20 protein-coding genes are annotated in these 23,727 nt (G+C 61.1%); 5 read left to right on the top strand and 15 right to left on the bottom strand.

The features are described 5' to 3' along the window. On the top strand, positions 1-681 hold the full coding sequence (locus NLM31_RS29930; protein ID WP_254194611.1) for a redoxin family protein: 681 nt from the start codon (positions 1-3) through the stop codon (positions 679-681). A 10-nt stretch (positions 682-691) separates the two neighbouring features. Here NLM31_RS29930 and NLM31_RS29925 read toward each other — a convergent pair whose 3' ends face one another. Continuing rightward, positions 692-1,531, bottom strand: coding sequence for a uroporphyrinogen-III synthase (locus NLM31_RS29925; RefSeq protein ID WP_254194610.1), 840 nt, complete (start codon positions 1,529-1,531; stop codon positions 692-694). Between the two features lie 159 nt (positions 1,532-1,690). Here NLM31_RS29925 and purU point away from each other — a divergent pair, with 159 nt between their 5' ends. Beyond that, positions 1,691-2,554: a formyltetrahydrofolate deformylase gene (gene purU, locus NLM31_RS29920; protein ID WP_254196295.1), complete on the top strand. Its 864-nt coding sequence runs from the start codon at positions 1,691-1,693 to the stop codon at positions 2,552-2,554. Here purU and NLM31_RS29915 read toward each other — a convergent pair. Continuing rightward, entirely contained in the window at positions 2,551-4,065 is a 1,515-nt protein-coding gene (locus tag NLM31_RS29915) for a hypothetical protein (protein WP_254194609.1), read from the bottom strand. The two genes, purU and NLM31_RS29915, sit on opposite strands and share 4 nt — an antisense overlap. Positions 4,066-4,493: 428 nt before the next feature. Between NLM31_RS29915 and NLM31_RS29910 the strand changes: the two genes are divergently transcribed. Further along, the gene (locus tag NLM31_RS29910; protein WP_254194608.1) at positions 4,494-6,134 is read left to right on the top strand and encodes a hypothetical protein; all 1,641 of its coding nucleotides are present in this window, start codon (positions 4,494-4,496) and stop codon (positions 6,132-6,134) included. Positions 6,135-6,174: 40 nt separating this feature from the next. Here the strand turns inward: NLM31_RS29910 and NLM31_RS29905 are convergent, their stop codons facing one another. From NLM31_RS29905 to rfbF, 13 genes are all read right to left on the bottom strand, one after another. Then, the gene (locus NLM31_RS29905) at positions 6,175-9,315 is read right to left on the bottom strand and encodes a hypothetical protein (protein WP_254194607.1); all 3,141 of its coding nucleotides are present in this window, start codon (positions 9,313-9,315) and stop codon (positions 6,175-6,177) included. A 408-nt stretch (positions 9,316-9,723) separates the two neighbouring features. Then, complete coding sequence (locus NLM31_RS29900) at positions 9,724-10,506, bottom strand: hypothetical protein (protein ID WP_254194606.1); 783 nt, start codon at positions 10,504-10,506, stop codon at positions 9,724-9,726. Positions 10,507-10,568: 62 nt separating this feature from the next. Next, entirely contained in the window at positions 10,569-11,933 is a 1,365-nt protein-coding gene (locus NLM31_RS29895; protein WP_254194605.1) for a glycosyltransferase 87 family protein, read from the bottom strand. Then, entirely contained in the window at positions 11,930-12,868 is a 939-nt protein-coding gene (locus NLM31_RS29890) for a glycosyltransferase family 2 protein (RefSeq protein WP_254194604.1), read from the bottom strand. Before NLM31_RS29890 ends, NLM31_RS29895 begins: the two co-directional genes overlap by 4 nt. 1 nt (position 12,869) lies before the next feature. Beyond that, positions 12,870-13,799 carry a class I SAM-dependent methyltransferase gene (locus NLM31_RS29885; protein WP_254194603.1) on the bottom strand — a complete coding sequence of 310 codons (930 nt, stop codon included), beginning with the start codon at positions 13,797-13,799 and terminating at the stop codon, positions 12,870-12,872. Further along, on the bottom strand, positions 13,796-14,245 hold the full coding sequence (locus NLM31_RS29880; protein ID WP_254194602.1) for a GtrA family protein: 450 nt from the start codon (positions 14,243-14,245) through the stop codon (positions 13,796-13,798). Before NLM31_RS29880 ends, NLM31_RS29885 begins: the two co-directional genes overlap by 4 nt. Continuing rightward, positions 14,245-16,050: a thiamine pyrophosphate-binding protein gene (locus NLM31_RS29875; protein WP_254194601.1), complete on the bottom strand. Its 1,806-nt coding sequence runs from the start codon at positions 16,048-16,050 to the stop codon at positions 14,245-14,247. The genes NLM31_RS29880 and NLM31_RS29875 overlap by 1 nt, the downstream gene beginning before the upstream one ends. After that, positions 16,047-17,003 (bottom strand): NAD(P)-dependent oxidoreductase, encoded by a 957-nt coding sequence (locus NLM31_RS29870; RefSeq protein WP_254194600.1) that lies wholly within the window; start codon positions 17,001-17,003, stop codon positions 16,047-16,049. The genes NLM31_RS29875 and NLM31_RS29870 overlap by 4 nt, the downstream gene beginning before the upstream one ends. 147 nt (positions 17,004-17,150) lie before the next feature. Further along, positions 17,151-18,275: a 3-dehydroquinate synthase family protein gene (locus tag NLM31_RS29865; protein WP_254194599.1), complete on the bottom strand. Its 1,125-nt coding sequence runs from the start codon at positions 18,273-18,275 to the stop codon at positions 17,151-17,153. After that, entirely contained in the window at positions 18,259-18,975 is a 717-nt protein-coding gene (locus NLM31_RS29860) for an SDR family NAD(P)-dependent oxidoreductase (RefSeq protein WP_254194598.1), read from the bottom strand. The genes NLM31_RS29865 and NLM31_RS29860 overlap by 17 nt, the downstream gene beginning before the upstream one ends. A 33-nt stretch (positions 18,976-19,008) precedes the next feature. Further along, positions 19,009-19,806, bottom strand: a complete 798-nt coding sequence (locus NLM31_RS29855; protein WP_254194597.1) for an aldolase/citrate lyase family protein — start codon at positions 19,804-19,806, stop codon at positions 19,009-19,011. Positions 19,807-19,830: 24 nt separating this feature from the next. Beyond that, on the bottom strand, positions 19,831-20,919 hold the full coding sequence (gene rfbG / locus NLM31_RS29850) for a CDP-glucose 4,6-dehydratase (RefSeq protein WP_254196294.1): 1,089 nt from the start codon (positions 20,917-20,919) through the stop codon (positions 19,831-19,833). Continuing rightward, positions 20,910-21,677, bottom strand: coding sequence for a glucose-1-phosphate cytidylyltransferase (gene rfbF / locus NLM31_RS29845; RefSeq protein ID WP_254194596.1), 768 nt, complete (start codon positions 21,675-21,677; stop codon positions 20,910-20,912). The genes rfbG and rfbF overlap by 10 nt, the downstream gene beginning before the upstream one ends. Before the next feature lie 136 nt (positions 21,678-21,813). On the opposite strand from rfbF, the gene NLM31_RS29840 reads away from it, so the two are divergent. Then, entirely contained in the window at positions 21,814-23,151 is a 1,338-nt protein-coding gene (locus NLM31_RS29840; protein WP_254194595.1) for an FGGY family carbohydrate kinase, read from the top strand. A gap of 24 nt (positions 23,152-23,175) precedes the next feature. Further along, positions 23,176-23,673, top strand: a complete 498-nt coding sequence (locus NLM31_RS29835) for a hypothetical protein (protein ID WP_254194594.1) — start codon at positions 23,176-23,178, stop codon at positions 23,671-23,673. The last annotated feature ends 54 nt before the right edge of the window (positions 23,674-23,727 follow it).

Here is a 23,727-nt window from a genome sequence, read left to right as displayed (position 1 = left end):
ATGTCAGAACATCATGTCGATGGACCGCTTCAACCGGGCGATCGCGCGCCCAACATCGTGCTGGACGCCATCACGCGCGAAGGAAAGGTCGCACTCGAGGATTTTCGCGGGCATAGTCCGATATTGGTGGGCCTGTTTCGAGGTCTGCACTGCCCGTTCTGCCGCCGCCATATTGCGGCCCAGGCGCAGCTTGATGCGGCCCTGCGCGACAAGGGTGTCGAGAGCCTCACCGTCGTCAACACGCCGATCGATCGGGCGCGGCTCTACTTCCGATATCACCCATTGCCCAATCTGCTCGCCGCGTCCGATCCCCAGCGGGTGTCGCACCGTGCGTTCGGCCTGCCCAATCTCGAGTTCACCGAGAAGGAAACCGATTGGCCGCGCAAGGTGGGCATGGACGTGGTCATGAGCATGCAGGTGGAGCTTCCCGGGGAATTATCCGGGCCGATGAATCGCGTGGCGGCTTCCGAGCAGCTCAACAACAAGGATGGATATGAGATGATGGAAGCCGATCAGAGCATGGCGGCAACTGGCAATGGCCAGTTGTTCGGTCAGTTCCTGCTCGATCGGGAAGGGATCGTGCGCTGGACCTTTACCGAGGTCCCCGAAGGCGGCCGGCGCATGTTCGGAATGCCGAGCCCGCAGGAGTTGATGTCGGCTGCTTCGCAGGTGGCGGGCTAGACATAGGGGATCAGCTTGCTGTCCTCGACCGTTTTTCCGCGAGCGCCGCCGCCATCGCCGAGATCAGCGGGCGCATGAAATAGGCGTCTTCCGCAGGCGAGATGTCGGTGCGCAGACCGTGCGCGGCGAGCTCGCCCGAAACGGCCGGTCCGACCGAGGCGATCAGCGTCCGCTCGAATCCCGCGCGCAACGTCGCCTCGCTGCCATGGGCCTTGGCGGCCTCGATCAGGCGGCGGACCTGGCCGAGATTGGTGAGCGCGATGGAATCGATCCGTCCCTCCGCCATGTCGTCGATGGCGGCGACGATGTTGGCGTCCGCAGCCTTCGAGTCATAGGCATAAGGCAGCACGGTATCGACCTCGGCGCCTTGCGCGGCCAGCGCGCCGGTCAGTGCGCTGTGATCCTTGTCCGGATAAAGCTGAAGCCCGAGGCGGCGTCCCCTGAGGTCGAGCTTGCCCAGCATCTCGATCACGCCCTCGGTGGTGGGTTTCTCAGTGGTCTGCTGCGCCTCGAGCGAGATCTCGCGCAGCGCCTTGCCGGGCTTCGGCCCGCGGGTGAATTTTCGCGATTGGGCCAGCGCCGCGACAAATGCCTGGTCGAGGCCGCGTGCGCGCGCGAGCTTCATGATCCGCCGCAGGCCCTCACCGGTCATCAGCACGAGGTCGTCGAACGGCCTGTCGATGGCGCGGCGGATCCAGGCCTCGACCGGGGCAGGGTCCGGGGCGTCCTGGATGGTGAACATCGGGCACTGCACGACCTCGGCGCCTTGCTCGGCCAGGAGTTTCGAAAACTGCGCCTCCTCGCGGGTTTCCAGGATCAGGATGCGGGTGCCGGTCAAACGGTCGGCCATGGGCGTGCTCCGGTGAGCAAAAATCGCAATCGTCCGTTCACTTTGACACCGTCGCCGGGATTGGCGCAAGGGTCGCCTCGGTGCTAGAGCAGGATGCAAATCGCGGGTCGTTCCGCCGCCGTTGCACAAACCGTCATCAAGAGCCAGTTCTTCAAAGTCATGCCCGATCATCAATATGTTCTGACCCTGTCCTGTCCGGATCGACCCGGCATCGTCTCGGCGGTGTCGACCTTCCTGGCGAATTCCGGACAGAACATTCTCGACGCCCAGCAGTTCGACGACGTCGAGACCAAGAAATTCTTCATGCGCGTCGTCTTCACCGCGGCCGATCTTGCCGTGGAACTGTCTGCGCTCCAGACCGGCTTTACTGCGATCGCCGAGCGTTTCGGCATGGAGTGGCAGATGCGCGACCGCGCCGCGCATCGCAAGGTGATGCTGCTGGTGTCGAAGTCGGACCACTGCCTGGTCGACATCCTCTATCGCTGGCGCACCGGCGAGTTGCCGATGACGCTCGCCGCGATCGTCTCCAACCATCCGCGCGAGGTCTATGCCGGGCTCGATTTCGGCAGCATCCCGTTTCACTATTTGCCGGTCACCAAGGAGACCAAGAGCGAGCAGGAGACGCAGATTCTCGATCTCGTCGCCAAGACCGGGACTGATTTGGTGGTGCTCGCCCGCTACATGCAAATCCTGTCGGATGACCTGTCGGCCAAGCTCTCCGGCCGCTGCATCAACATCCATCACTCGTTCCTGCCGGGCTTCAAGGGCGCAAAGCCCTATCACCAGGCGCATGAGCGCGGTGTGAAGCTGATCGGCGCGACCGCCCATTACGTCACGCGCGACCTCGACGAAGGCCCGATCATCGACCAGGACGTCGAGCGCATCAGCCACCGCGACAGGCCGGAAGATCTCGTCCGCAAGGGCCGCGACATCGAGCGCCGTGTGCTCGCGCGTGCTATCCGCTATCACCTCGACGATCGCGTGATCCCCAACGGTCGCAAGACGGTGGTCTTCACTGATTAAGCGCGCGGACGCCAGAGGATGTGGAGCGAGTTCATAAAGCTCGTCGTCCCGCGCGCGACTTCTTCATAGTCGTCTGGAAATTTGAGGCCGAGATCCGTCAAGATATCGGTCGGCAGATAGCCGTGGCCGCCGGGCGAGGTGAGTATCCAGGCGTGTCGCAGCTGGTCGCGGGGGACGGTTGACAGGACGTACAGTGCCAGGCCCCGGCTGCCGGGATAGCCACCGTTGATCCACGGCAGTCCGACGGCGGCGCCACCGAGCATATAGACCGTGGTCGGTCCCATTCCAGTCAGATCGATGATCGGCGTGCCGCTTCTGAAGCCGGCCGATTTTGCGCCGCTCACAAGCGTGCGAAAGTAGTTGGCTGTGACCGGATCGACCTTTACGACATGCTTGCGGCTTGCCGACGAGATCCATTCGGTCTGGGCCCACAACGGGCCATTCAGCCGATAGGGCTTCTGTATCGCCCGCACGATGACCATCGCCACCAGGGTGGTACAGATCGCCATCGCGACGCATGCAAGTGGCAGGCGGACGTTCGAAGGCGCAACGAAAATGAGAATGTGGGCGGCTGCGACGACCCAGAAGATGCCGGCCCGCGGGACACTTTGCAGGATCCCCGTATTCGTTCCAAGCGCAAGCGCGAGCGGCGCAAGGATCAGCGCCAGGATCGCGGCAAGGTGGCGTCGGTCCGCCTTGGGCATCAGCCAGCGTCCAAGCGCATAGCTGCCGGCAATGCCGAGAAGCATTCCCGCACCGACTGCAAAGGTGCTGTCGAGGTCGTGGCCCGTCCCGGAGAGCTCGTTGAGCGCAAGCACGTTTCGATAGCGCATGATCGCGCCGGCGAGGCTGCCGTCGATCGCCACGAGCGCCAGCACGGCGAGGACGATCGACAGCGCTCCGCCCGCGATCACCTCGATCAACGCGCGCCGGCCGAAAGGCAAGGTCAGTGCCATTACGCCGAGAGCGAGCACGGGCGCCGACGTCGGCTTGACCAGGGCCACGATGGCAAATCCGATCGCGAACGCGAGGGTTACGAGTGAGCTGCGCCACCCGACCAGCATGGCCCGTTCCGGAATCGTCAGAAATCGGAACCAGCCGCCGAAGATCAGCATGACGCCGAGCAAGTTGAGGAGATTGTAGTTCGGCGTCGGGGCCCAGGAATAGTAAGCCAGCAGGACCGCGGATGAGCCGCCGAGCACGAGAGCAAGGCGCGCGGCGCTCGGCAGAGCGGGGATGGCGGGCAGGCGGAAGGACGACAACACGAAAAAACCAGCGGCGAGCGTCATGAGCAGGACGCCGCTCAACCGCAACAGCACGAGGTCTCCGCCAAGTAACAGATAGATCGGATGCAGCAGAAATCCGAACTGCGTATACGTCGCGGGGTACAAATCAGGCCGGTTGATTGAATTGAGATAAAAGCCCTCGTCGGTCACGTCGAGGCCTCGCCCGGTGCCCCACAGCACGATGCCCCACGTGAGTAGCGCGGCCGCCGCGATCCAGGCTACCACGTACAGGTTTGAATGGACTTTCAACCGATGTGCGATGGGAGAGGACATCCGGGCGTGGTCAAATGTATCAAGAGGATCGGCGTGAAATGGCTTTCAAGTCAACGCTGAAAGGTGCGCCCGCGCGCTCACGTCGGTAGAGTGAGCTATCCGTCCCGAGCGACCAAATCAAGCGACTATTGTCGGCGGCCAACGTTCTATCCATCCGGCCGGCTGTCCTTCGGTCCCAAATTCCGCAAAACAACCCTATGCATATGGTCCGGTTGCGGTCTCGGAACGTGATTATTTGGTGGAAATCGAAGTATTCTCCTGATCTTGCGGTGTTTCAGCGGTAAAGCCATGGTCGTGCTATCAAGAGGTCCGATTTGGGCGGTTGAAGCTGCGCGACGAAGTCGCCGGCGAACGTGGTAACTGGTTGGACGGACGACTTCATGGGATCCGAATTAAATAAGAAACAGTCTCTTTCTTTGTGGGCGTGCAGACTGACAGTTCTCGGGGCCGCGGTCTTCTATCTCGCGCAGTGGCTGCAAATGCCGCTCTACCCCGACGAGGTTGCTTTCCGCATTCTGAAGGCGCGATATCTCGCCGATGGCGTGCAGGAATACCTGCTGTTTCCGCAGTGCTTGTCGACAACGCGGGGAATTCCGCTCCTGCTTCGTCCGGTCGCTTACTCTTTCTCCGCTTTCGACTTTTCCTTTGGGTGGTTGCTGATTCGGGAAATTCCGACTGTCGGCGTCATTCTTGCCATGGCCGCCGCCTTGATGCTGCTTCGTCGCGATCGTGCTCCGGCAGCAACGTTGCTCGTGACTGCCGGCTTCATCGGCGTGGCCGGGGCAGGGCTCGTGCTGTTCCGGATGGAGACCGCTCTCCTTTATTACGGCGCGGCCTGCGTGGCAGGATATGCGCTTCTGCAGCGCGACAACAGACATCCCATACTTGTCGGCCTGTACCTTGCTGTGTCAACGGTGCTGGGGTTGTTCGCCTTCTTTACCCATTTGCAGAGCCTTGTTCTCGCACCGATCGGTATTCTGATCGCAACGGGACTCTTCATCAAGCAGCGTTTGATCACGGTGCGGATCTTCGCCGGACTGTGCGTTGCTTGCATCGCAACCGGCGCGTTGGTGAGCTCGAAAGTCCCTGCGCTCAACTGTCCTGGCCTTCCTGGTGTCGAGCGCTTCGTCGATGTCATGACCTTGCCAGGACTCGCGAAACAGGAAGGGCCAGGCGCCGTCTCGGACTACCTCGCCGACAAGCTCAACAAATATCAACACCAGTTCTTGTTCGAACCGACCTACGAGCACGGCTATCTGCCGGGCACGGAGACGGACAAGAGCAAGACGCTTTATGTATCGTTTAATGTCTTCATTTCGGTGCTGGTTGTGCTCAACCTGCTCATTGCGTGCTGTCTGTTCATCTATGCAGGCATCGAGATCGTTCGACGCCTCGTCTCGAATGAGCACTCCGTTCATGCCAAGGCGCTGCTATTGGTGACGGTGCCACAGCTCTACCTGTTCCTCGCCATCGCTGGGCATCTCGGCCTCTTCTTCATCGATGTGCCGACAAACTTCTATCGCGCCTTCTACATCAACTTCGCACTCGTGCTCATCAATGCCATGGCACTCGGTCATATCCGAGGTTTCATGCGACTGGCGCTGTGGCCCATCGGTGGCATCAGCCTTGCAGTGTGTGTTCTGTCGGCGAGCCTGGTGCTCGTTCAATTTAAGCCGAAATTCGTCGCCGGCTGGTCGGGACCGTCGATCCCCCTCGATACGGACTGGAATGCGGTGAGATCGAACGTGACGAAGATTGTCGGCAAGTGCGGCATCAGGCCACAGGAAGCGCGCATCTTCATCGACGACATGACGTTCGACGCGATGAAGGGCCATCCGCACCTGATGCCGATCACTTATCTCGGTGTTGCCTACGATCCGAAGGATCCGGGCGCGAAGACACCGGAAAAATTCATTCGAAGCTTCGGCGCCACCTATGTGCTCGCGCGATGCATTTATCTGCCGATATACAAGATCGATCCCGACGTCCGCATGGATGATCTCTGCTGTGCCAAGCTGTGAGGTTCCTTCGAGGTATCGCGCAGCTTTGAGTTGTTGCCGCTCACTGTTCGCGCGAAGCGCTTTTGTCTTCGTTGGCGTCGATCCCCGGCCGGTAGAACAGCAGATTCTGGTCTGATCCGACGAGCTTGACGGAGGGCAGCAACTTGTCTCTGAGCGCGGTTAAGTTGGCCTTCGTTGTTGCCCTCAGCGGGCACCGCGACTGGGCTTGAAGGTACCCTGTCGGACACGGGCTCTCTGCTGCGCGATCATAGACGATGAGCGTATTGGGCGATCGGGTCGCGCAGGCCAGGATGATATCCTCGATCGCGTGGCTGGCGAGGTTGCTCAAGATATCGAAATGGCCGCAGAGCGTTTTCGGATTGACGTAGAAATTCAGGACTTGGTCGTAGGGTGACAGAATGATCAGCGTATCGTTGGGACCGATCTGTTCACGGATGCTCGCGACCCGTTCGCTGATCGACTTCTCCGGCGTCACGAATCCTATGGATTCGCCCAGCGAGGGCCAGTTACTGACCACGTAGTCATCGATGAGAAGGGCCCGGAACGCCGCGGCATCCGACTTGTAGGCGCCGCCGGCGATCGCGGCGACGCAGACCGCGATGACCGCGATAAGGGGCCTCATCCTCGCCGTGATCGGAGGCAGATAGAGCAGCACCGCCGGCCATAGCAGCGTGTGAACCAGATAGAGGTGCGGTGACGACGGGTTGTAGATGTACTTGACGATCAACAGGCCGAGCACGGGCAGATAGCACAGCCGCAGTGTGCGTTCGGGCTTCGGAAACAGCAGCGCCAGGCTGAACAGACCGGCTTCGAACGCGATCAGGCCCGCAAAGAACCATGCCGCGTCCCTCCGTCCCATGAAGGGCATGCCGATATTGAAGAACGACAGCTCAACCGTCCTGATGATGTCGGGCGAGGTCCAGAACAGCATGAGATAAACCAGGACACACGCCACCAGCGATCCGACCAGGAGGATCCGCCGCGCCAGAGTCAGTTGCATGAGGGGGGCAACCGTCAGCAGTCCCTGGCCGACGAGGCCGACAAGCGCAAACTCCTTATTCCAGAACAGCGAGGCGGCCGCGGTGAGCGGCAGCAGCATTTGCGCCCGGAGGCTCGTCGGATTCCTGCAACATAAGTAGATTGACGCGAGCTGGAGCAGCAGGCCCAGATAGCGCACCGGGCTGAAGCTCGCGGCAAGGAAGACCGGGACATAGGTGATGGAGTAAAACGCAGCGAGCGACAGCGCGAAGGCCGCAACAGCCATCCAGCCGTTGCGGGTGACGAGCAGAACCAGAAAGGCAATTGCGACAAGGCCCATCAACTCTGCAATCGGGAACGTCGAGAAATAGGAGCTCAGCGACGAGCCGCCGTCAAGCCGCATCAGAGCGGCGTGCAGGAGCGTGTTGCCGTATCCGTAGAGATAAGGAACGGCCCGATCGATTCCGTAGGTCAGGAGATGCTGGGCCGGCACGAAAATGTAGGAGTGATGAAACAGCGTGCGCCCGACCTCTCCCTGCCAGTTGGCGGTCGTCGCCAGCGAGTCCTGGAAACGGCTCCATTCGTCGACCGAAAGGGTGACTCCGCCGCAACTGAACGTCGGTGACGGCCCTTTCGGCGAGGAGGCCTCATCCGTGCTGTTCTTCACGTCGATCTTGCCGACGCAGTCGGATATCTGGTCCCTGCTGATGTCGATCGTCCCTGACGGTGTCCTGAGACGGAAATGGTCGGCCGCCTCCACATAGTCGTTGGGAATGACGACCGGATACCAGGCCGCAAGGACAGGCCACGCCAGAGCGGCGCACAGCAGCAGCCCCGCGACCAGGGCAACTCCGCGACGGACGCGCGCTAGGTTGCGCACCGAAAGCCTGGCGATCACCGGCGTCGCGGCGGCCCAGAAAGGCCTGATCGCAGCGGCGGCGAGTTGCAGCGACCGATAGCTGCGCCGCGTCACCGTCAATGTCGCCAGGATCGGCGTTCTCGCCAGCGTAAAGGCCAGATAGGGCCAAGGCATGATTGCGGCCAGCAGGATGAGGGTCGCGCAGGCAACGAGGACCTTCGACGAAATGCCATGGGTGATCAGCAGATGAGCCGCGGACAAACCGCAGGCGACCGCAACCAGCCTGCGAGGGATGCGATCGAGCTTCGGTGCTAGAAGAAGCGTCGCACCCCAGAAAATGGCCAGAGTGCCAACCAGCGACATCTGGACGAGCAGGAAGAGGAGAAGCGTCGAGTTGAACGGTGGCGCCCCCTCCAACCGCTCGAAACCCGGCAGGAGTGTTTGCGTGACGATTTCGGATTCCTGGAGGAAGTGGCGGACCACAGCCGAGTACAGGCAGGCGCTCACGTTCAGAAGCACAGCCAGACATATCAGCGCAAACGGCAGCAAGGTTTGCGGAATCTGCTGCAGTCGGCTTCTTAGGACGGCTGCCTGCCGAATGTCGACGCTCGCGGGGGCGTAGAGTAGAGGATGATGCGCCAAGAACCTCTGCAGGAGGACGATGGCGAATAGGCCAAGGTACCAGGCAAATCGAATATCCACGATCGAGAACCACACGCGAAACAGGAATGACGACCCAGCCGAGACTTGAATGTTCTTCAACTCGCCCTGGAAGCGTCTTGCGTCGTCGAACCCGGCGCCAATCCTGATGTCCTGGAGGGAGAAGGGCTTGTCCACCCGCACGATGCCGCGAAGGATGCCGTCGAGCGTGACGTCGATGTAGCGCCCGATCAACGTGCGAAGGGTCAGATGATGCCATGTTCCGGTCGACAGGTTCGTGGAAATGGGGGAGATCTGATATGGCACGCCATCACGTGGACTGCCGACAATGAGCGCGAGAACGCGGCCACTCAGCTCGAGGCGAAGGCCCTGATTGACGGTGTCAGTCTGGAGCAAATTGGGATGGCCCGTTGCATCCGCGACCTTGAAGTCGAGATCGAACTTCAGCGCCGGGAACCTTGCTTCGAGGGCTCCCAGCTCGATCGGGGATTGCTGCTCGGACAGGCTCTTGCCTAAGATCATCGACTGATTGAAGATCAGGCTGTCCGAGACGAGCTCCCGCCCCTGCGTGAGCTTGGAGAGCAGGCCGATGGCGACAAGAACCAGGACCAGGATCAGGATCGGGTCTCTGTGCAACCGGCCGCTGGCGCCGTATGCACTGGCCGTTTTTTCAGAGACCGTCATGAAGTCATCGCCTCAGCGCTGCCTGTGCTCTTGAACCGCTCGGGAGAACCGAATGTTGGGAAAAACCCGCATGCGCACGATTGCTCTTACAGCAGGCGATCTCATCTTCAAAGATGCTACGGCCTGTTGCTTCAGGTCTTTTGGCGTCTTGCGGTTTGATCGGCATTTTATTGACAGTTGTGTGTTCCTTTAAAACTACACTTGGAGATTGAATGTGGAGCTATGGGTTATTCGACAACCGGAAAAGTACGCTCGCCGCGTACGACCGGGTCTCCGTCGTGACCGATTTGGCTGCGAGGCTGTCTTCTTCCGCGAGCGACGGTGCCCAGATCGCTTGGCTGCCAAGGTCCGTGCCGCGAAATTCATACTCCTGGCGCAGCAGAGCCGTGACAGGCGTTCCGCAATATGTCAGCGAGAGGCAGGTTTCATACCGCTGGGGTGGTTTGCGCGGAAAAGGCCTGGGAACAATTGGAGCAGGAGAAATGCGATGACCACACCCGCCAGCGTGCCCATCGCAACGATCCGATAGAACGCGCTGGCACTGGTCGTCGTCACGGTCGGAGCGGCGACGATCTGGGTCTTTCGGACGTTGGCCGCCAGGATCGTCAGATCCTTTGCGCTGTTCACAAGTGAACTCAGTCCGCTTTCCGTCAAGGCAAGGGCGGAACGAAGGCGCGTGGCCTCCTCATCGGTCTGTCCATCCTGTGGCAGATTTGCGAGGCGCTTGGTGATCATGTCGCGCGATTCAACCATTTGCGACACGCCCTTCTCGACCAGCGGCAAGGCCGAGCGGATGTTTTCACCCAGTGCAGCGGCGTTCGCCTCGTGGTCGGCAAGCAGCTGGTCGACGACGGCCGAGATGGCCTTTTGCGCCGATTCCGCATGCGGCAGGTTGATCCTGATCTCGATCAGTCCGAGATCCCTGAGGGTACGGGCTTCAAGCGCGCCACCGCCGCCATATTGCCGCGCAGGAAGTTGGGTGGACAGCTCGGAAATGCCGGCCCGCGCCGACACCGTCTTGGCAAATCCGCTCGACTTGATCCGTTCGATCAGGCCGAATGGTTCTTCGATGTAGGCGGGTTGGCCGGCCTGATCCTGCCGCCCGATGCTGATGATGGCGATCGCCTGGTTGCTTGCGGCAGTCAGGCGCGTGGCCGCAACGCCGGCCATGGTGCCGAGAATGGCGGCCACCAGGACGATCATCGCGATTCTCCTGATGGAGATCGGTTTCGAGTTGACCTCTGGCAGATCGGTCATGCCGGCCTCGTGAGTACGTCGTGTTGGAAGGTGGCGAGCGGCGACGAAGGATCGTCGACCGCCAAGCGGGCATCTGTCAGACTTTGCGGCATCGAAAATGAGCGGTTCGTCAGCATCTCGATCGTCATGACGAACAGAAGGAACAGATTGATGACGGGACGCACGAAGGCGCCGATAGTCAGTTGAAAGGAGATAGGCACCGTCGCGTCGGAAAGAAACGAGTAGCGATTGCCGAGATTCTCATTGAATAGCGTGATGACGTCGATCGGCAAAAGGATCACACAGACGCAGGCGAGATAGATCCTGCTGTAGGTCAGGCGACAGAAGATCGGTATCAGGCACGCATAAAAGATGAACGAGTAGCCGCCGACCCAGACACCGAGATTCGTGATCGCGACGGTCGTAGCCGCAAGTGTGGCCTCGACGGGGAGACGTTCCCTCGCGCGCCAGAGCGAGATGAACAGCGCGAGGATCAACGCCCATTTTGCGGCTTCGATCAGGCCGGCCATCGCATCGATATCGAAGCCGGCGATCGACAGACTGCCGCCGCTGTACTGGTAGAGCCGCAGCACGGAGCTGAAGGCCGAGACGCTCGAGGGCAGGCCGAGCAGCTCGCGCGGCGAGAACAGGCTGAACTCCTGGGAGAATTGGAAGAGGTTGGTCACGAAGGTGAGGAATTGCGCGTCGAGGACGATACCGGTGACGAGATAGATGGCCGCCGCCATCAGGGTGGAGGAGACCAGTTCCTTCGGCCTCTGCGTCACGGCGAAGGCGATCAGATAGAGCGCGAAGTACGGCTTGATGTTGATCAGCATGCCGATCGCGAATACCCGTACCCAGCCGCGACTCGACAGCGCCAGCGCGAGAAATCCCAATGCGAAGATGATCAGATTGCCGCGTTCCACCGTGAACAGGATCGGTGGGGAGAACAGAACCGCGACGAAAATCAGCGCCCTCTGCGGCCGGGTGAAGTCACGCCACAACTCGTCGCGGAAGATGAAGAGGACAGCGACGGCGTAGGCGGCAAGGACGTAGAGGAAGAAGGGCTGCGCCGAGTCGCGCAGGTTGAACGCATCCGACTCGTGCGCGCTGCCCAACATCAACCATCTCACGCCGTTCAGAAACAGGAAGTTGAGGGGCGGGTAGACCGAACTCCAGGCCGTGTAGCGGCCGGACTCGTCGGCCCAATACATTGTATGGAACAGATCCATGAACGTATCGGCCTTGTCGTACACGAACGGCGAGGGAAGATAGCCGTTCTCCTTGAAGAACAGCCAGTAGTACGCGCATCCCGCCAGCTGAACGACACAACATGCGAGAAGGAGAGGCGTCGTTCGCTTGCTGCTGGCGGGCAGGATCAAAAATTGATCCTTTCTTTTTCCACGACGGTCGGCCGGCGCTGCACGTAGGTGTGGATTGAGCCGATGTATTCGCCGATGATGCCGACAAACAGCAATTGGATGCCGAATAGGAAGAAGACGCCGATCATGATCGGGGCGAGGCCGAACGGGAAGTCGTCCCAGAACATCAGCTTTAGCGCAAGATAGCCGAGGGCGGCCAGGATGCTGAGAAAGCCGATCAGGAAGCCGAAGAAGGCGGCAATGCGGATCGGTACCTTGGAATGGCTGACGATGCCGAGCATCGCGATGTCGTAGAGCGTGTAAATGTTGTTCTTGGAAATGCCGCGCAACCGGCGCGGCTGCTCGAACGGGATCGTCTTGATCTCGTATCCGAGCTCGCAGATCAGTCCGCGCAGATAGGGATAGGGGTCGGCGATCTCGCGGACGTGGTCCAGAACTTCCTTGTCGTAGAGGCCGAACCCGGTCGAGTCGCTGAGCAGCGAGATGTCCGAAATGCCGTCGAGGAAGCGGTAGTAGCTCTTGCGCAGCGAGTGGACGATGGCGTTGCCCTTGCTGACGGGCTTGATCGCCATCACCAACCTGTAGCCGTTCTCCCATTCGCGGATGAACTGGGGAATGATCTCGGGCGGATCCTGGAGGTCGGAGGCGAGATAGATCGTGGCCGCGCCGCTCGACTGCGTGATGCCGTAATAGGGCGAGCGGATGTGGCCGAAATTGCGCGTGTTCACGATCAGCTTGACCGAAGGATCGAGCGAGGCGAGCGTCTTCACCTTGGCGACCGTACCGTCCCTCGACGCATTGTCGATGAAGATGATCTCGAAATCGTAGGCAGTCTCGCTGGCGATCGCGGCCTTGATGCGGCGATAGAGCTCGTCGACGTTGTCTTCCTCGTTGTAGCAGGGCGTGACGATGCTGAGCAGCTTGCGGTCAGCCATGTTAGACGGCTCTCTTCGGGGTCGCAATGGTCAGCATGTTGCCGAGCTTGAGCCCGATGGCGATCTGTCCGAAGCTCGGAAAGGAACTGACCCTGAGCCCTAAGGCCCACAACAGCTGCTTGAGAAGGAAGGCGACGGGGAAGTAGTTCACCGTCTTGGCCTGCTTTACGACGTCATAGCCTGCGGCCTCGAACAGCTTGCGCATGGTATCGAGATTGTAGATCTCGGGATGTTGGAGGCAGAAGGCGGGCCACTTCCAGCCGATCGCGCGGCGAAGCAGCGAGGATTCGTCGTGGGTGACGAGCATGATGTTTCCGCCAGCGGCGAGTTTTCCCCGCAGCTCGCGCAAGGTCGCGACGGGGTCGAGCAGGTGATCCATGACGTGAACCATCACGGCCACCGACGCGGCACCGTCTGGGACCTGTGAGAAGCCGAACATGTCGTGGATGATGTGGAATTTCGCAGCGCCCATCGTCGAGCTCAGGGCCGGCTCGACGTCGCGGTTGGGCTCGAACAGCCAATACTGGTCGAAGCCTCCGTCCTTGACGCAGTTCTTGGTGAACAGGCCGACGTCCGGGCCGACTTCGATGAAGCCGCCCTTGAGGGGCGTTGCGGACTTCAGTATGTCGAAATAGCCGCGCTGGGTGCGCTCGAGCGAATCGAGCGGCACCACGTCCATGTTCGGCGGCATCTGCGCGTAGAGCTGCTCGAGCTGAGGCCCGGTGAAGAATGTGGGCGTGTAGAGCAGTCCGCAGGTCTCGCAGCGGTAATAGGAAAAGAAGACCTTGTTCTTGAAGAACCCGTTCCAATAGGGAACCAGGGACTCGAAGTCCTTGGTCTCGGCGGGGACCTCCGAGGAGATTTCCGGCTTGGCCGGCGGCTTGCTGCCGCAGATCGGGCAGTGCCTTGTGAGGTAGCCGTTCTGGATCATTCTTTGCTCGTCGGTGCAGCGGCAAACGTGATCCTGCTGTGCCAGAAATAGCTGGTGACCACCACCGCAAATGCGAAAAACGTCTGCCCGCAGACCGGTGAGGCACCCATGACCTCAACGAGAAACGGCAGCGCGACCAGGTTCAGGAGGAAATAGCCGAGATGAAATGAGGCGAACTTCCCACTCTCGCGAAGGTAATTGCCGCTCGTGCGAAACACCAGAAACTTGTTGGTCAAATAGGAGAATGTCACGCAGGTGACTTGAGTGATTCCGAGCACGACCATGTAGTGCAGCTTGAGCGGAGCGAGCAGGAAGAACAGACTCGGATAGGCCGCGAGGCCGAAGGCGGTGTTCAGCGCACCCGCAAGCAGGAAGCGGATCTTCGTCTCGTGCTGACGAAGATACTTCAAAGCATCCCACGCCTGCGAGCGCACGGAAGCCACCATCACTCTTCGATCGTATCTATGATCATGCTGTCGCGGAACACGTCACGCGGCAGGAACGGCGAGAGGTCTTCCAGCGGCGGCGACACGATGCGGCCGTCCGGGAGCGCCTTGGCGCCCAGCTTCGGTTCGAACTTGGTGTTCTCGTCGAGCATGATTTCGCACACCGCGGGACCGTCGACGCTCATCGTGCTCTTGATCGCCTCGGCCATGTCCTGGTGGCGCGAGCAACGCGTATACGGGAAGCCGAACGCCTTGCTGAGCGGCTCGAAGTCGGGGAAACTCACGCCGCTCTTCGGTCCTCCGCCGATCTCGACGCCGTTGAAGAAGTTGCGGTGCGTCTGGAAGATCGAGACGTAGCCGTTGTTGTTGAGGATGAAGATCTTGATCGGCAGGTTCATGCCGATGATGGTCTGCATCTCCTGCAGGTTCATCATGATGCTGCCGTCACCTGCGAGGGCGACGATGGGCTTGCCGCCAGAGGCCTTGCAGGCGCCGATCGCTGCCGGCAGATCGTAGCCCATGGTGGCGCAGCCGGAATTGGTCCACAGCCGCTGGCCGCGCTTGATGTCGGCGACCTGGAAGCTGATCACGCAGGCGCTGCCGTTGCCGGTGACGACGATCTGGTCCTCGTCGAGCTCGTCGAACAGGCTCTTCATGAAGCAGTAGGGATTGACGAGCTGGTTGTTCCAGTACTCGGGCAGCACGGCGGGGAAACGCGCCTGCTTGTCCTTGGACCAGGCCAGCCAGGTGCGGTGCGCCTCGGTCGGCCCCGCATAGGGCATCTCGGCAAGGACCGGAAGCAGGTCGGTCAGACTCGCCAGGATCGGCATGTCCGGCTTCACCGACGGCTTCTTGAATTCGACCTCGTCGATCTCGACCCAGATCTTGTAGGCCTCGCGGGCGAAGGTCTTCCAGTTGTAGCTGACCTGACGGATGTTCAGCCGGCTGCCGAGTACAAGCAGGCAGTCGGAGTTCTGGACGACGAAATTGCCGCCGCGATCGCCGAGGCTGCCGGGCCGGCCGACATAGGTCGGATGCGCGTCGTACATCACGTCATGCGCGTTCCACCCCGTGACCACGGGAATGCCGAGCTTGTCGATGACCTTGAGGAAGGCATCGTGCTGGCCGCTCAGGCGCACGCCGCCGCCGGCGAACACGACCGGGCGCTTGGCGGAGGCGACCTTCTCGAGGATGGCCTTGCAGGCGGCGTTGAGGTCGGTCTTCTTCCAGGGCTCGTCGAGCTCGGAGGGATCGAAGCCCTGCAGTTCATCGGGATCGATCTTTGAAGCCTGGACGTCGAGCGGGATGTCGAGCCACACAGGACCCGGACGTCCCGAGGTCGCGATGTAGAAGGCCTTCTCGAGGTGATAGCGGATGGTCTTGGGATCGGTGACCATCGCCGAGTATTTGGTGATGGGGCGAATGAGCTCCTCGATATCGAGCTCTTGGTCGCCGTATTGGCGCAGCGGCAGGCCGGTGCTGCGGACCGTGGTCTCGAACTTGACCTGGCCGGAGATCACCACCATGGCAATGGAATCGACGAAGGCGCCGTAGACGCCGGTGATGGCGTTGGTGCCGCCGGGTCCGGAGGTCACGTTGACGACGGCGAGGCGGTTGGTGAGGCGATAATACGCCTCGGCGCCCATCGCGCAGGCCTGCTCGTGATGGTTGAAGACCGCTTCGAGCTGCTTGTGGCTGCCGAACGAGTGGTTGAGGTGCATGGCACCGCCGCCCGTGACCATGAACACGTGGCGAACGCCCAACTCGGCGACTTTCTGCGCTACCCAGTCCGATAACTTCATCATTTTTTCGGTTTCCATCCGTGCCAGAGGGCCGTTCGGCGGATCGCCTCGTCTAATGTCACAGTTCTGTACAGGCCCAGCTCTTTGGTCACAAGGTCGGTTTTGGGCACATATCGGCCCGGATTCCAGCCCGCATCGGCCGTGCCCAGCACCTTCACCTCGCCCGTCCCGAGCAGCCGGGACGTCCGTTCCGCCAGTTCCTTGATCGAGATCGATTCGTCCGAGCCGACATTATAGGCTTTGCCGGGCGCCCCGCGGACGAGCAGGTGGAGCAGCTGGACGGTTAGATCGGATGCATAGAGATAGGACCGGCAGGGCTGGCCATTGCCCTGGACCACGACCGTCTGGCCGCGCATGGCGTCGAGGATGAAATTGCCGGCGGCAAAATGAATGTCGAGCGCGAGGTAAGGGCCGAGCAGGGCGAAAATTCTGGCGATCGTGACGTTTAGGCCGAACTGCTTGCGGTAGATGCCGCACAGCATTTCGGCGGCACGCTTGCCTTCCGCATAGGCATTCTTCGGGTCGGTGCAGTCGGGCGCGCCGATCCAGTCCTCACCGACCTGGATCATCTCCCAGGGCTGCCGCCCATAGACTGCGCCGGAGCTCAGAAACAAGCAGCGGCCTGCCTGTTTTTCCACCGCCAGATCGAGCGCCCGCCGGGTTCCCTGGACCACCGTGCCGAACATCTGGCGCGGGTCCTTCTCGTTGAGCTCGGCGCTGGCGTCGGTCGCCGCGTGGATCACGTGCGAGAATGCGCCGTCGGGGCTCGCGAAGTCCGAAGTATCGCCGGCGACGAAACGGAAGCTCTCGTAGCCGGCCAGATGTGGCGCCTTGCGATGGAAGGCGGCGGGATTGCGCGTGAGCACGATGACGTTGAGGCCGAGGCCGAGCTTGATGTCGGCGTGGCGTAGGGATTCGAGCAGCCAGCAGCCTATGAAGCCGGTGCCGCCGGTCATGAAGATGCTGGCGCCCTTCAGCTCGGCCCAGACCTCCTTGCCCACGGCCTCGGTGACGAATTCAAGGTCGCTCGTCAGCGACCAATCGGAACCTGCGTTCGTCTCGGACGGAGCTGTCATGTCTGGCCTGTGAAGTGTGTGCGGACGTTACGACGCCAGCGCGGCGCGCTCGAATTTGGCGAACGGCCAGGGGATGTCGCCGAGCGCAGCCTCGTAGGCCGCAACGATGTTGCGGCGGGTCTCGTCGGTCTTCGGCACCGAGATCAGCTCGAGAGCGCCGTCGCCGGTGGGCACGATGGTGCGGTAGAAGCCGGGACGATGCTTCTTGTCGTAATCGAACTTGTCCATCACCAGGGCAAGATCGATCGTCGGCATGCCCCGCGGCAGACAGGACGACGCGCCGTTTCCGAGCAGCGCCCTGACATGGCTTGCAAGATGATCGGCGCGCTTCTGTCCGTCGCTCGTCAGGTTGCCATGGCGCTTGGCATATTCGTTGGCGACCAGCATGCCGAGGCCGACGCCGATGCCGTGCGAGACGGCGAACTCCGTCGCGGCCTCGATCGCGTGGCCGAAGGTGTGGCCGAAATTGAGCAGCAGGCGTTCCTTGCGGTCGAACTCGTCGACCTCGATGAACCACTTCTTGGTGCGCAGCGATTTCAGGATCACGCGCTGGGCCCGCTCGGCGGTCATCGCGCGCGCCGGTTCCTGGGCGAGATAGTCGAGGAAGCCCTGATAGCCGCTGGCATAGCAGATCTTGCCGGCCTCATAGAGGCCGCCGACGATCATCTCCGCGTCCAGCGTGTCGATGAAGGAGACGTCGACCACAACGTTGTTGGGCGGAAAGAAGTTGCCGACGAGATTCTTGTAGCCGGCGGCGTTGATCGACGATTTGCCGCCGATGCAGGAGTCCACCATGCTGAGCAGCGTGGTCGGAAGGTAAGTCCAATCGACGCCGCGCATGTAGATCGATGCGGCGAAGGTGGTGATGTCCTGGATGATGCCACCGCCGATCGCGAACAGATGACTGGTTCGGTCGGCGCCGAGCTTGCGCAATTCCCCGATCACGTGCGGCGCGAATTCGAGCGACTTGTTGCTCTCCAGCGCCTCGATCACGATGCGCTTCTTGATGTTCGCCGGCAGCCGCGGCTCGAGGATCTTGTCGATGATGTAGATCGCGTCGGGATTTTCGGTGACGATCTGCGAGAACAGGTTCTGGCCGACGGTGACGGGATAGCTACCGGTCGATGCCGCTATCTCAAATGATTCTTGCATGGGAGAAGCCTCGGTCCGCAGCGATGAACTGGCCGGTGATGCCGGTATTTGCCTCGGAGCACAGAAACCCTACCAAGTTGCAGACGTCGTCGAGCGACGGCAGTGTTCCAAGCGGGCTCATGTGCTCAAGACGCGCGATCTGGTCTGCACTCAAATTCGCCCGCGTCATTGGCGTATCGAGCGCGCCCGGCAGGACCGCGTTGACCAGGATCCCCGAGCTTCCGAGATCGATCGATAGAGATTGCACCAGGCCCTGGAGCGCAGACTTGGTGATGGCGTAGGACATCTTCTTCTGCTTGGCAATGTTCTGCCAGATCGAGCTGATCACACACAGCCGCGCCTTTGGCGCCAGCAGTTCGTCCTTCAGCAGCGTCTTAAGGCTTTCCAGCACGAACACGACGTTCGCGGAATAGATCCGCTGATGCTCGGTGGCGTCGAACGAAAAGATGTCGTCGTTGAAGTTCATGCCCTGGGCCCAGACCACGGCATTCAGTCGTCGCGATGCAAGAGCTTCAGGGAAGCGATCCGGTGAACCGATGTCCCAATTAATCCGCTGCGTGCTGTCGGCGGCTTTGGGAACCGACGACGTGCGACCGATCGCTACAACATGATGGCCGCGCGCCTGGTACCAGTGACAGATCGCCTGACCGATCGCGCCGGTTGCTCCGAAAACGGCAACGGAAAATCCGGCGGTATTCATGACGTTTGCCTTGAGCAGAGAGACGGGCGTCTCTTAGCCCTTGATCTTTTCCCAGCGCTTGTCGAGCATCTCGATGCGCGCAGCGTCTTCGCCCTGAATCTCGCCGTAATAGTCGCGCTTGTTCTTGAGCCACTGGAGCTCGAAGTTCACCGTGTTCTTGAGACCTTCGGCCATCTTCGGATTCGAGAGCGCGTCGGCGCCGAAGATCACCTTGCGGGTTTCGAACCGGGTGAGGTGAACCTCGCGCATTTTCTTCAGCTCGGGAATAGAGTCGATGCCGATCGCACCGCCGACAACCAGCTCGAGCTTGGCGGCCTTGGACACCGCGGCGGTTTTGAGCACGTAGTTGGTGACGCCTTCGCTGTCGATCACCGAGCGGTCCTGACCGTTCGAGCCCGCGAAGTCAACGCGGCCGAACACGAGTCCTTGGATGCCGTCCTTGACCTGCGCGACCTTGGCCATCTCGTTGAGGCTGTTGAAGCTCGTGATGGTCTCGATGTTGACGAGGAAGCTCGTGTCTTCCTTCTGCTCGGCCGTATAGACCTTGTTCTTCGCGTCGATAAACTTCTTCAGCGCATAGGGAGTCTCAACCATCGGCGCGATGATGTACTCGACGCCGAACTGCTTGCTCTCGATCAGGTCCCGCACCGCTTCGCAGCCGCCGATCTTCAGACCGATTTTGAGATCGGCGCGACGCGCCAAATCAATCAGGCGAAGTAATTCGTCCGTGCGGGTACCCTCCGCCTCGAACTCCGCCTTGACGGAAACCGCACCATACTCCTGGCGCAGCTTCTTCAGAATTTCGAGCATTTCCCGTTCGCGCTTATTCATGATTTTCCCCGACGCAATCGAAGCCTAGAACCCAAGCTCTTCCTGATAATCCCGCACTTGCGCGAGTGTCTTGGCATACGCACTACCACCCTGTAAAGCCACCTTGTGCCAATCTGCGATCCGGCTGAGCGCCTGTTCCAGGCTCCAGATCGGCTTCCATCCAAGTTCCGACCGGGCCTTGGAGCAATCCAGCTTCAGATAGTGCGCCTCGTGCAGTGGATTGTCCTGCTGATCGAGCTGCCAGCCCGCACCATCGCCCCACATTTGTGTCAGATGTTCGACGATCCATTGCACCGGGCGTGCATCGGTCTCGGACGGCCCAAAGTTCCAGCCTTCGGCAAAGGCCGGCCCCGCCTCGAACAGTTTTTGCGCCAGATTCAGATATCCGCTGAGCGGCTCCAGCACGTGCTGCCAGGGACGGATCGCATGCGGATTGCGGATCCGCACCAGCTGCTTCGCTTCGATGGCGCGCATGATGTCGGGAATGAGTCGGTCACGCGCCCAGTCGCCGCCGCCGATGACGTTACCCGCGCGCGCGCTGGCCAGCGCGACGCGGTGCTGGTTGTAGGTGTCTGGATTGAAGAACGAGCGGCGATAGGCCGTGGTGACGAGCTCGGCGCAGCCCTTACTGCTGCTGTAGGGATCGTGACCGCCCATCGCTTCGGTCTCGCGGTATCCCCAAACCCATTCCTTGTTCTCATAGCACTTGTCGCTGGTGACGTTGACCACGGCCCGCACGCCCGGCGACTTGCGCACGGCCTCGAACATATGAACGAGGCCCATCACATTGGTCGAATAGGTTTCGATCGGTTGCTCGTACGACAGCCGCACGATCGGCTGCGCCGCCATGTGGATAACGACTTCCGGCCGCGCATCGCGCATCGCGTTGATAAGCGTATCCGCATCGCGGATGTCGCCGATGATCGAATTCATCCCGGACGCAACGTCTGCCGCTTCGAACAGGCTCGGCTTGGTCGGCGCCGGTAACGCAAATCCGGTGAGGTTCGCGCCGAGGTCCTTCAGCCAGATTGACAGCCAGCTTCCCTTGAAGCCGGTATGGCCCGTCAGGAAGACGCGGCGGCCCGCCCAGAATTCGCGCGGAGTCACGACCAGACCTTCCAGGGAGCCTTGCCAGACTGCCAGAGTTCCTCAAGGTGGTTCTTGTCGCGCAGTGTGTCCATCGGCTGCCAGAAGTCACGATGGAAGAATGCCTGCAATTGACCGCTGCGTGCCAGCGTTTCGAGCGGTTCCCGCTCCCAGATCGTGCTGTCGCCCTCGATCAGCTCCAGCGTCTTCGGCGATAGCACGAAGAAGCCGCCATTGATCCAGGCGCCGTCGCCCGTGGGCTTTTCGAGGAACGACGTCACCGTATGATCCTCGATCTTCACGGCGCCGAAGCGGCCGGGAGGCTGCGTCGCGGTCATTGTCGCGAGCTTGCCGTGCTGGCGGTGGAAGGCGAGCAGCTCGGTGATGTTGATCGAGCCGACGCCGTCGCCATACGTCATGCAGAAGTCTTCCTGCACGTAATCGGAGATGCGCTTCAACCGTCCGCCGGTGTTGGTCGACTCGCCGGTATCCACCAGCGTGACGCGCCACGGCTCGGCCTTCTTCTGATGCACCTCAATGGAGTTGGTCTCCATGTCGAAGGTCACGTCGGACATGTGCAGCGCGTAGTTTGCGAAGTACTCCTTGATCATGTACCCCTTGTAACCGCAGCAAACGACGAAGTCGCGGAGACCATGCGCGAGGTAAATTTTCATGATATGCCAGAGGATCGGCCGTCCTCCGATTTCGATCATCGGCTTCGGCCGCAGCGCGGATTCTTCTGAGATACGAGTGCCAAGACCGCCTGCAAGAAGCACGACCTTCATCTGAGAAGACCTCTCATGTGTGAACCAATTCGTCTGCCGTCCTGACTCTGCAAGGCTGCCCGATTGCAAAGCCTTGCAATGTCCTCAATCGTCCTATCGAAATGTTCAGGGATGGTACAGATCGAAGAGGTGCCCAATGGCTGACATTCTGCTCGTCGATTTCGGAACCAGCCGCGTGAAATCTGTAGTGGTTTCCACGGGATCATACAAGGTCCTGGACGAAGCCCAGACCGCCTCGCCAGTCCCGAGCTTTGGTCCCGCAGGCGAGGTGGAGATATCTCCCGAGGGCTATTGGGCCGCGCTCGAGGCGACGGCGGGCGCCCTCGCGAGCAGGCATCCGAAGGTCGCGGCGCTCTGGCTCTGCTCCGAGCTGCACGGTGTCATCGTCGCCGACGCCGCAGGCCTGCCTGTGACCCCCTATATCAGCTGGCGTGACGGACGTGCGTCCTCAACCGATGCGTCGGGTTCCTCGATCTTTGATCGCATCAGCGCCTCGTCAGAACGATTGCTGTCGCTGACCGGCATGCGCGTTCGACCGGGTTTGCCGGTGTCGTCCCTGGCGCATCTTGCGGCCCACCGCCGTCTGGCCGAGCGGTTCAGGATCTTCACGTTGCCGGACTGGCTGCTGTGGCGGGGCGGCGAGCGTGATCCTGGAGTCCACGTGTCGATGGCGGCCGGCACCGGCCTCTACGATCTGACGCGGCGCAGCTGGTCGCCCCAACTCGCCGCATTGGCGGGGCTCGGTGAATTCGACATCGCCAAGTCTCGGATCGTGCCGATGGGTGAGATGGCTGGCCGCATTCGCCTCGCTGGTCTTGACTTACCGGTGTTTGGATGTCTAGGCGATGTACAATCCACTGCGGCAGGCACGGGCTTCCCGAAAGTCGCGAAGGTGGTCATCAATCTCGGCACGGGGTCGCAGGTCCTGTTCAAGACGGCTACCATCCCGCCCGACGTCGAGCGGCGTCCAGGAGCCGATGGTGCCGAGTTCGCGGCCATCCCTTTCATCCCATCCGGTCGCGCGCTGAGCGTCTTCGCGGAGCTCTTGGACGGAAGCGCTGTGCTCGGCGGTGGCAAGCCTTTCTTCTGGAGTCAGTTTGCCGAGCTGTCGGCGGCCGAGGTGCTGGAGGCGGCGCTCGATGTCGACCTGAACGTGTTCGAGGCGGCCTGGCGCTATCGTGGCGGCGGCGCAATCAGTGCCATCAGGGAGGGCGGCCTCTCAGCGCGAGCCGTCATGTCCGCAATCGCCAAGGCCTGGCTCGCCCAGTATATTCTGGCGATGGATCATCTCGATCCGGACCGACATGAGCAGACCGTTCTTGTTTCGGGAGGCCTTAGCCGGCGCGCTCAATTCATCTTGCCGGTGCTCGCAGCGCTGAGTGGTCGAACGCCGCGCCTCGCCGAGACCGCCAGCGGAGAGGAAACGCTCGATGGACTGCTGGCTTTGTCGCGAGCCCACACGCCTGCCAGTTGATTGCCCGTCGTTAAGGAGCTCCCGATGACTGCCAAAGTCGATCTTGAGAACGTGCTCGCGAAGATGAGAGACCCGCGCAAGGGCTTGTCCGACGAGGTCTTTCATTTCATTCGCAAGGTGACGCCGCTAATCAACGTCGACCTGTTGATTCAGCGCAACGGACGCACGCTGCTCGCCTGGCGCGAAGATGAATACGACACCGGCTGGCACATTCCCGGCGGCATCATCCGCTTCCGCGAAGAATTCCAGTCGCGGATCGATGCGGTGGCGCGTGTGGAGATCGGCGCGACTGTCGAGAGCGACGCGGCGCCTTGCAACATTGCCGAGCTCCGCGAACATGACCGCGGCCACTTCATCTCGCTGTTGTATCGTTGCAGTCTGACCAGCGAGCTCGACCCGGTGCGGATGCATTCAGGTGAGGGCCGACCCGCGAACGGCGCGCTGAGCTGGATCGAGGGCCTGCCGAAGGATTTTTATCCGGCCCAGCTATTTTATAGAGACTGGCTCGAAGGAAAGCGGTAGCTGCGATCGATCTGGTCCCGATTGTCCATGCGCGCCAGATGGATCGGAAGGAAA

Source organism: Bradyrhizobium sp. CCGUVB4N (assembly GCF_024199945.1).
Taxonomy (GTDB): Bacteria; Pseudomonadota; Alphaproteobacteria; order Rhizobiales; family Xanthobacteraceae; genus Bradyrhizobium.
This window is presented reverse-complemented; position numbering and strand designations above follow the sequence as displayed.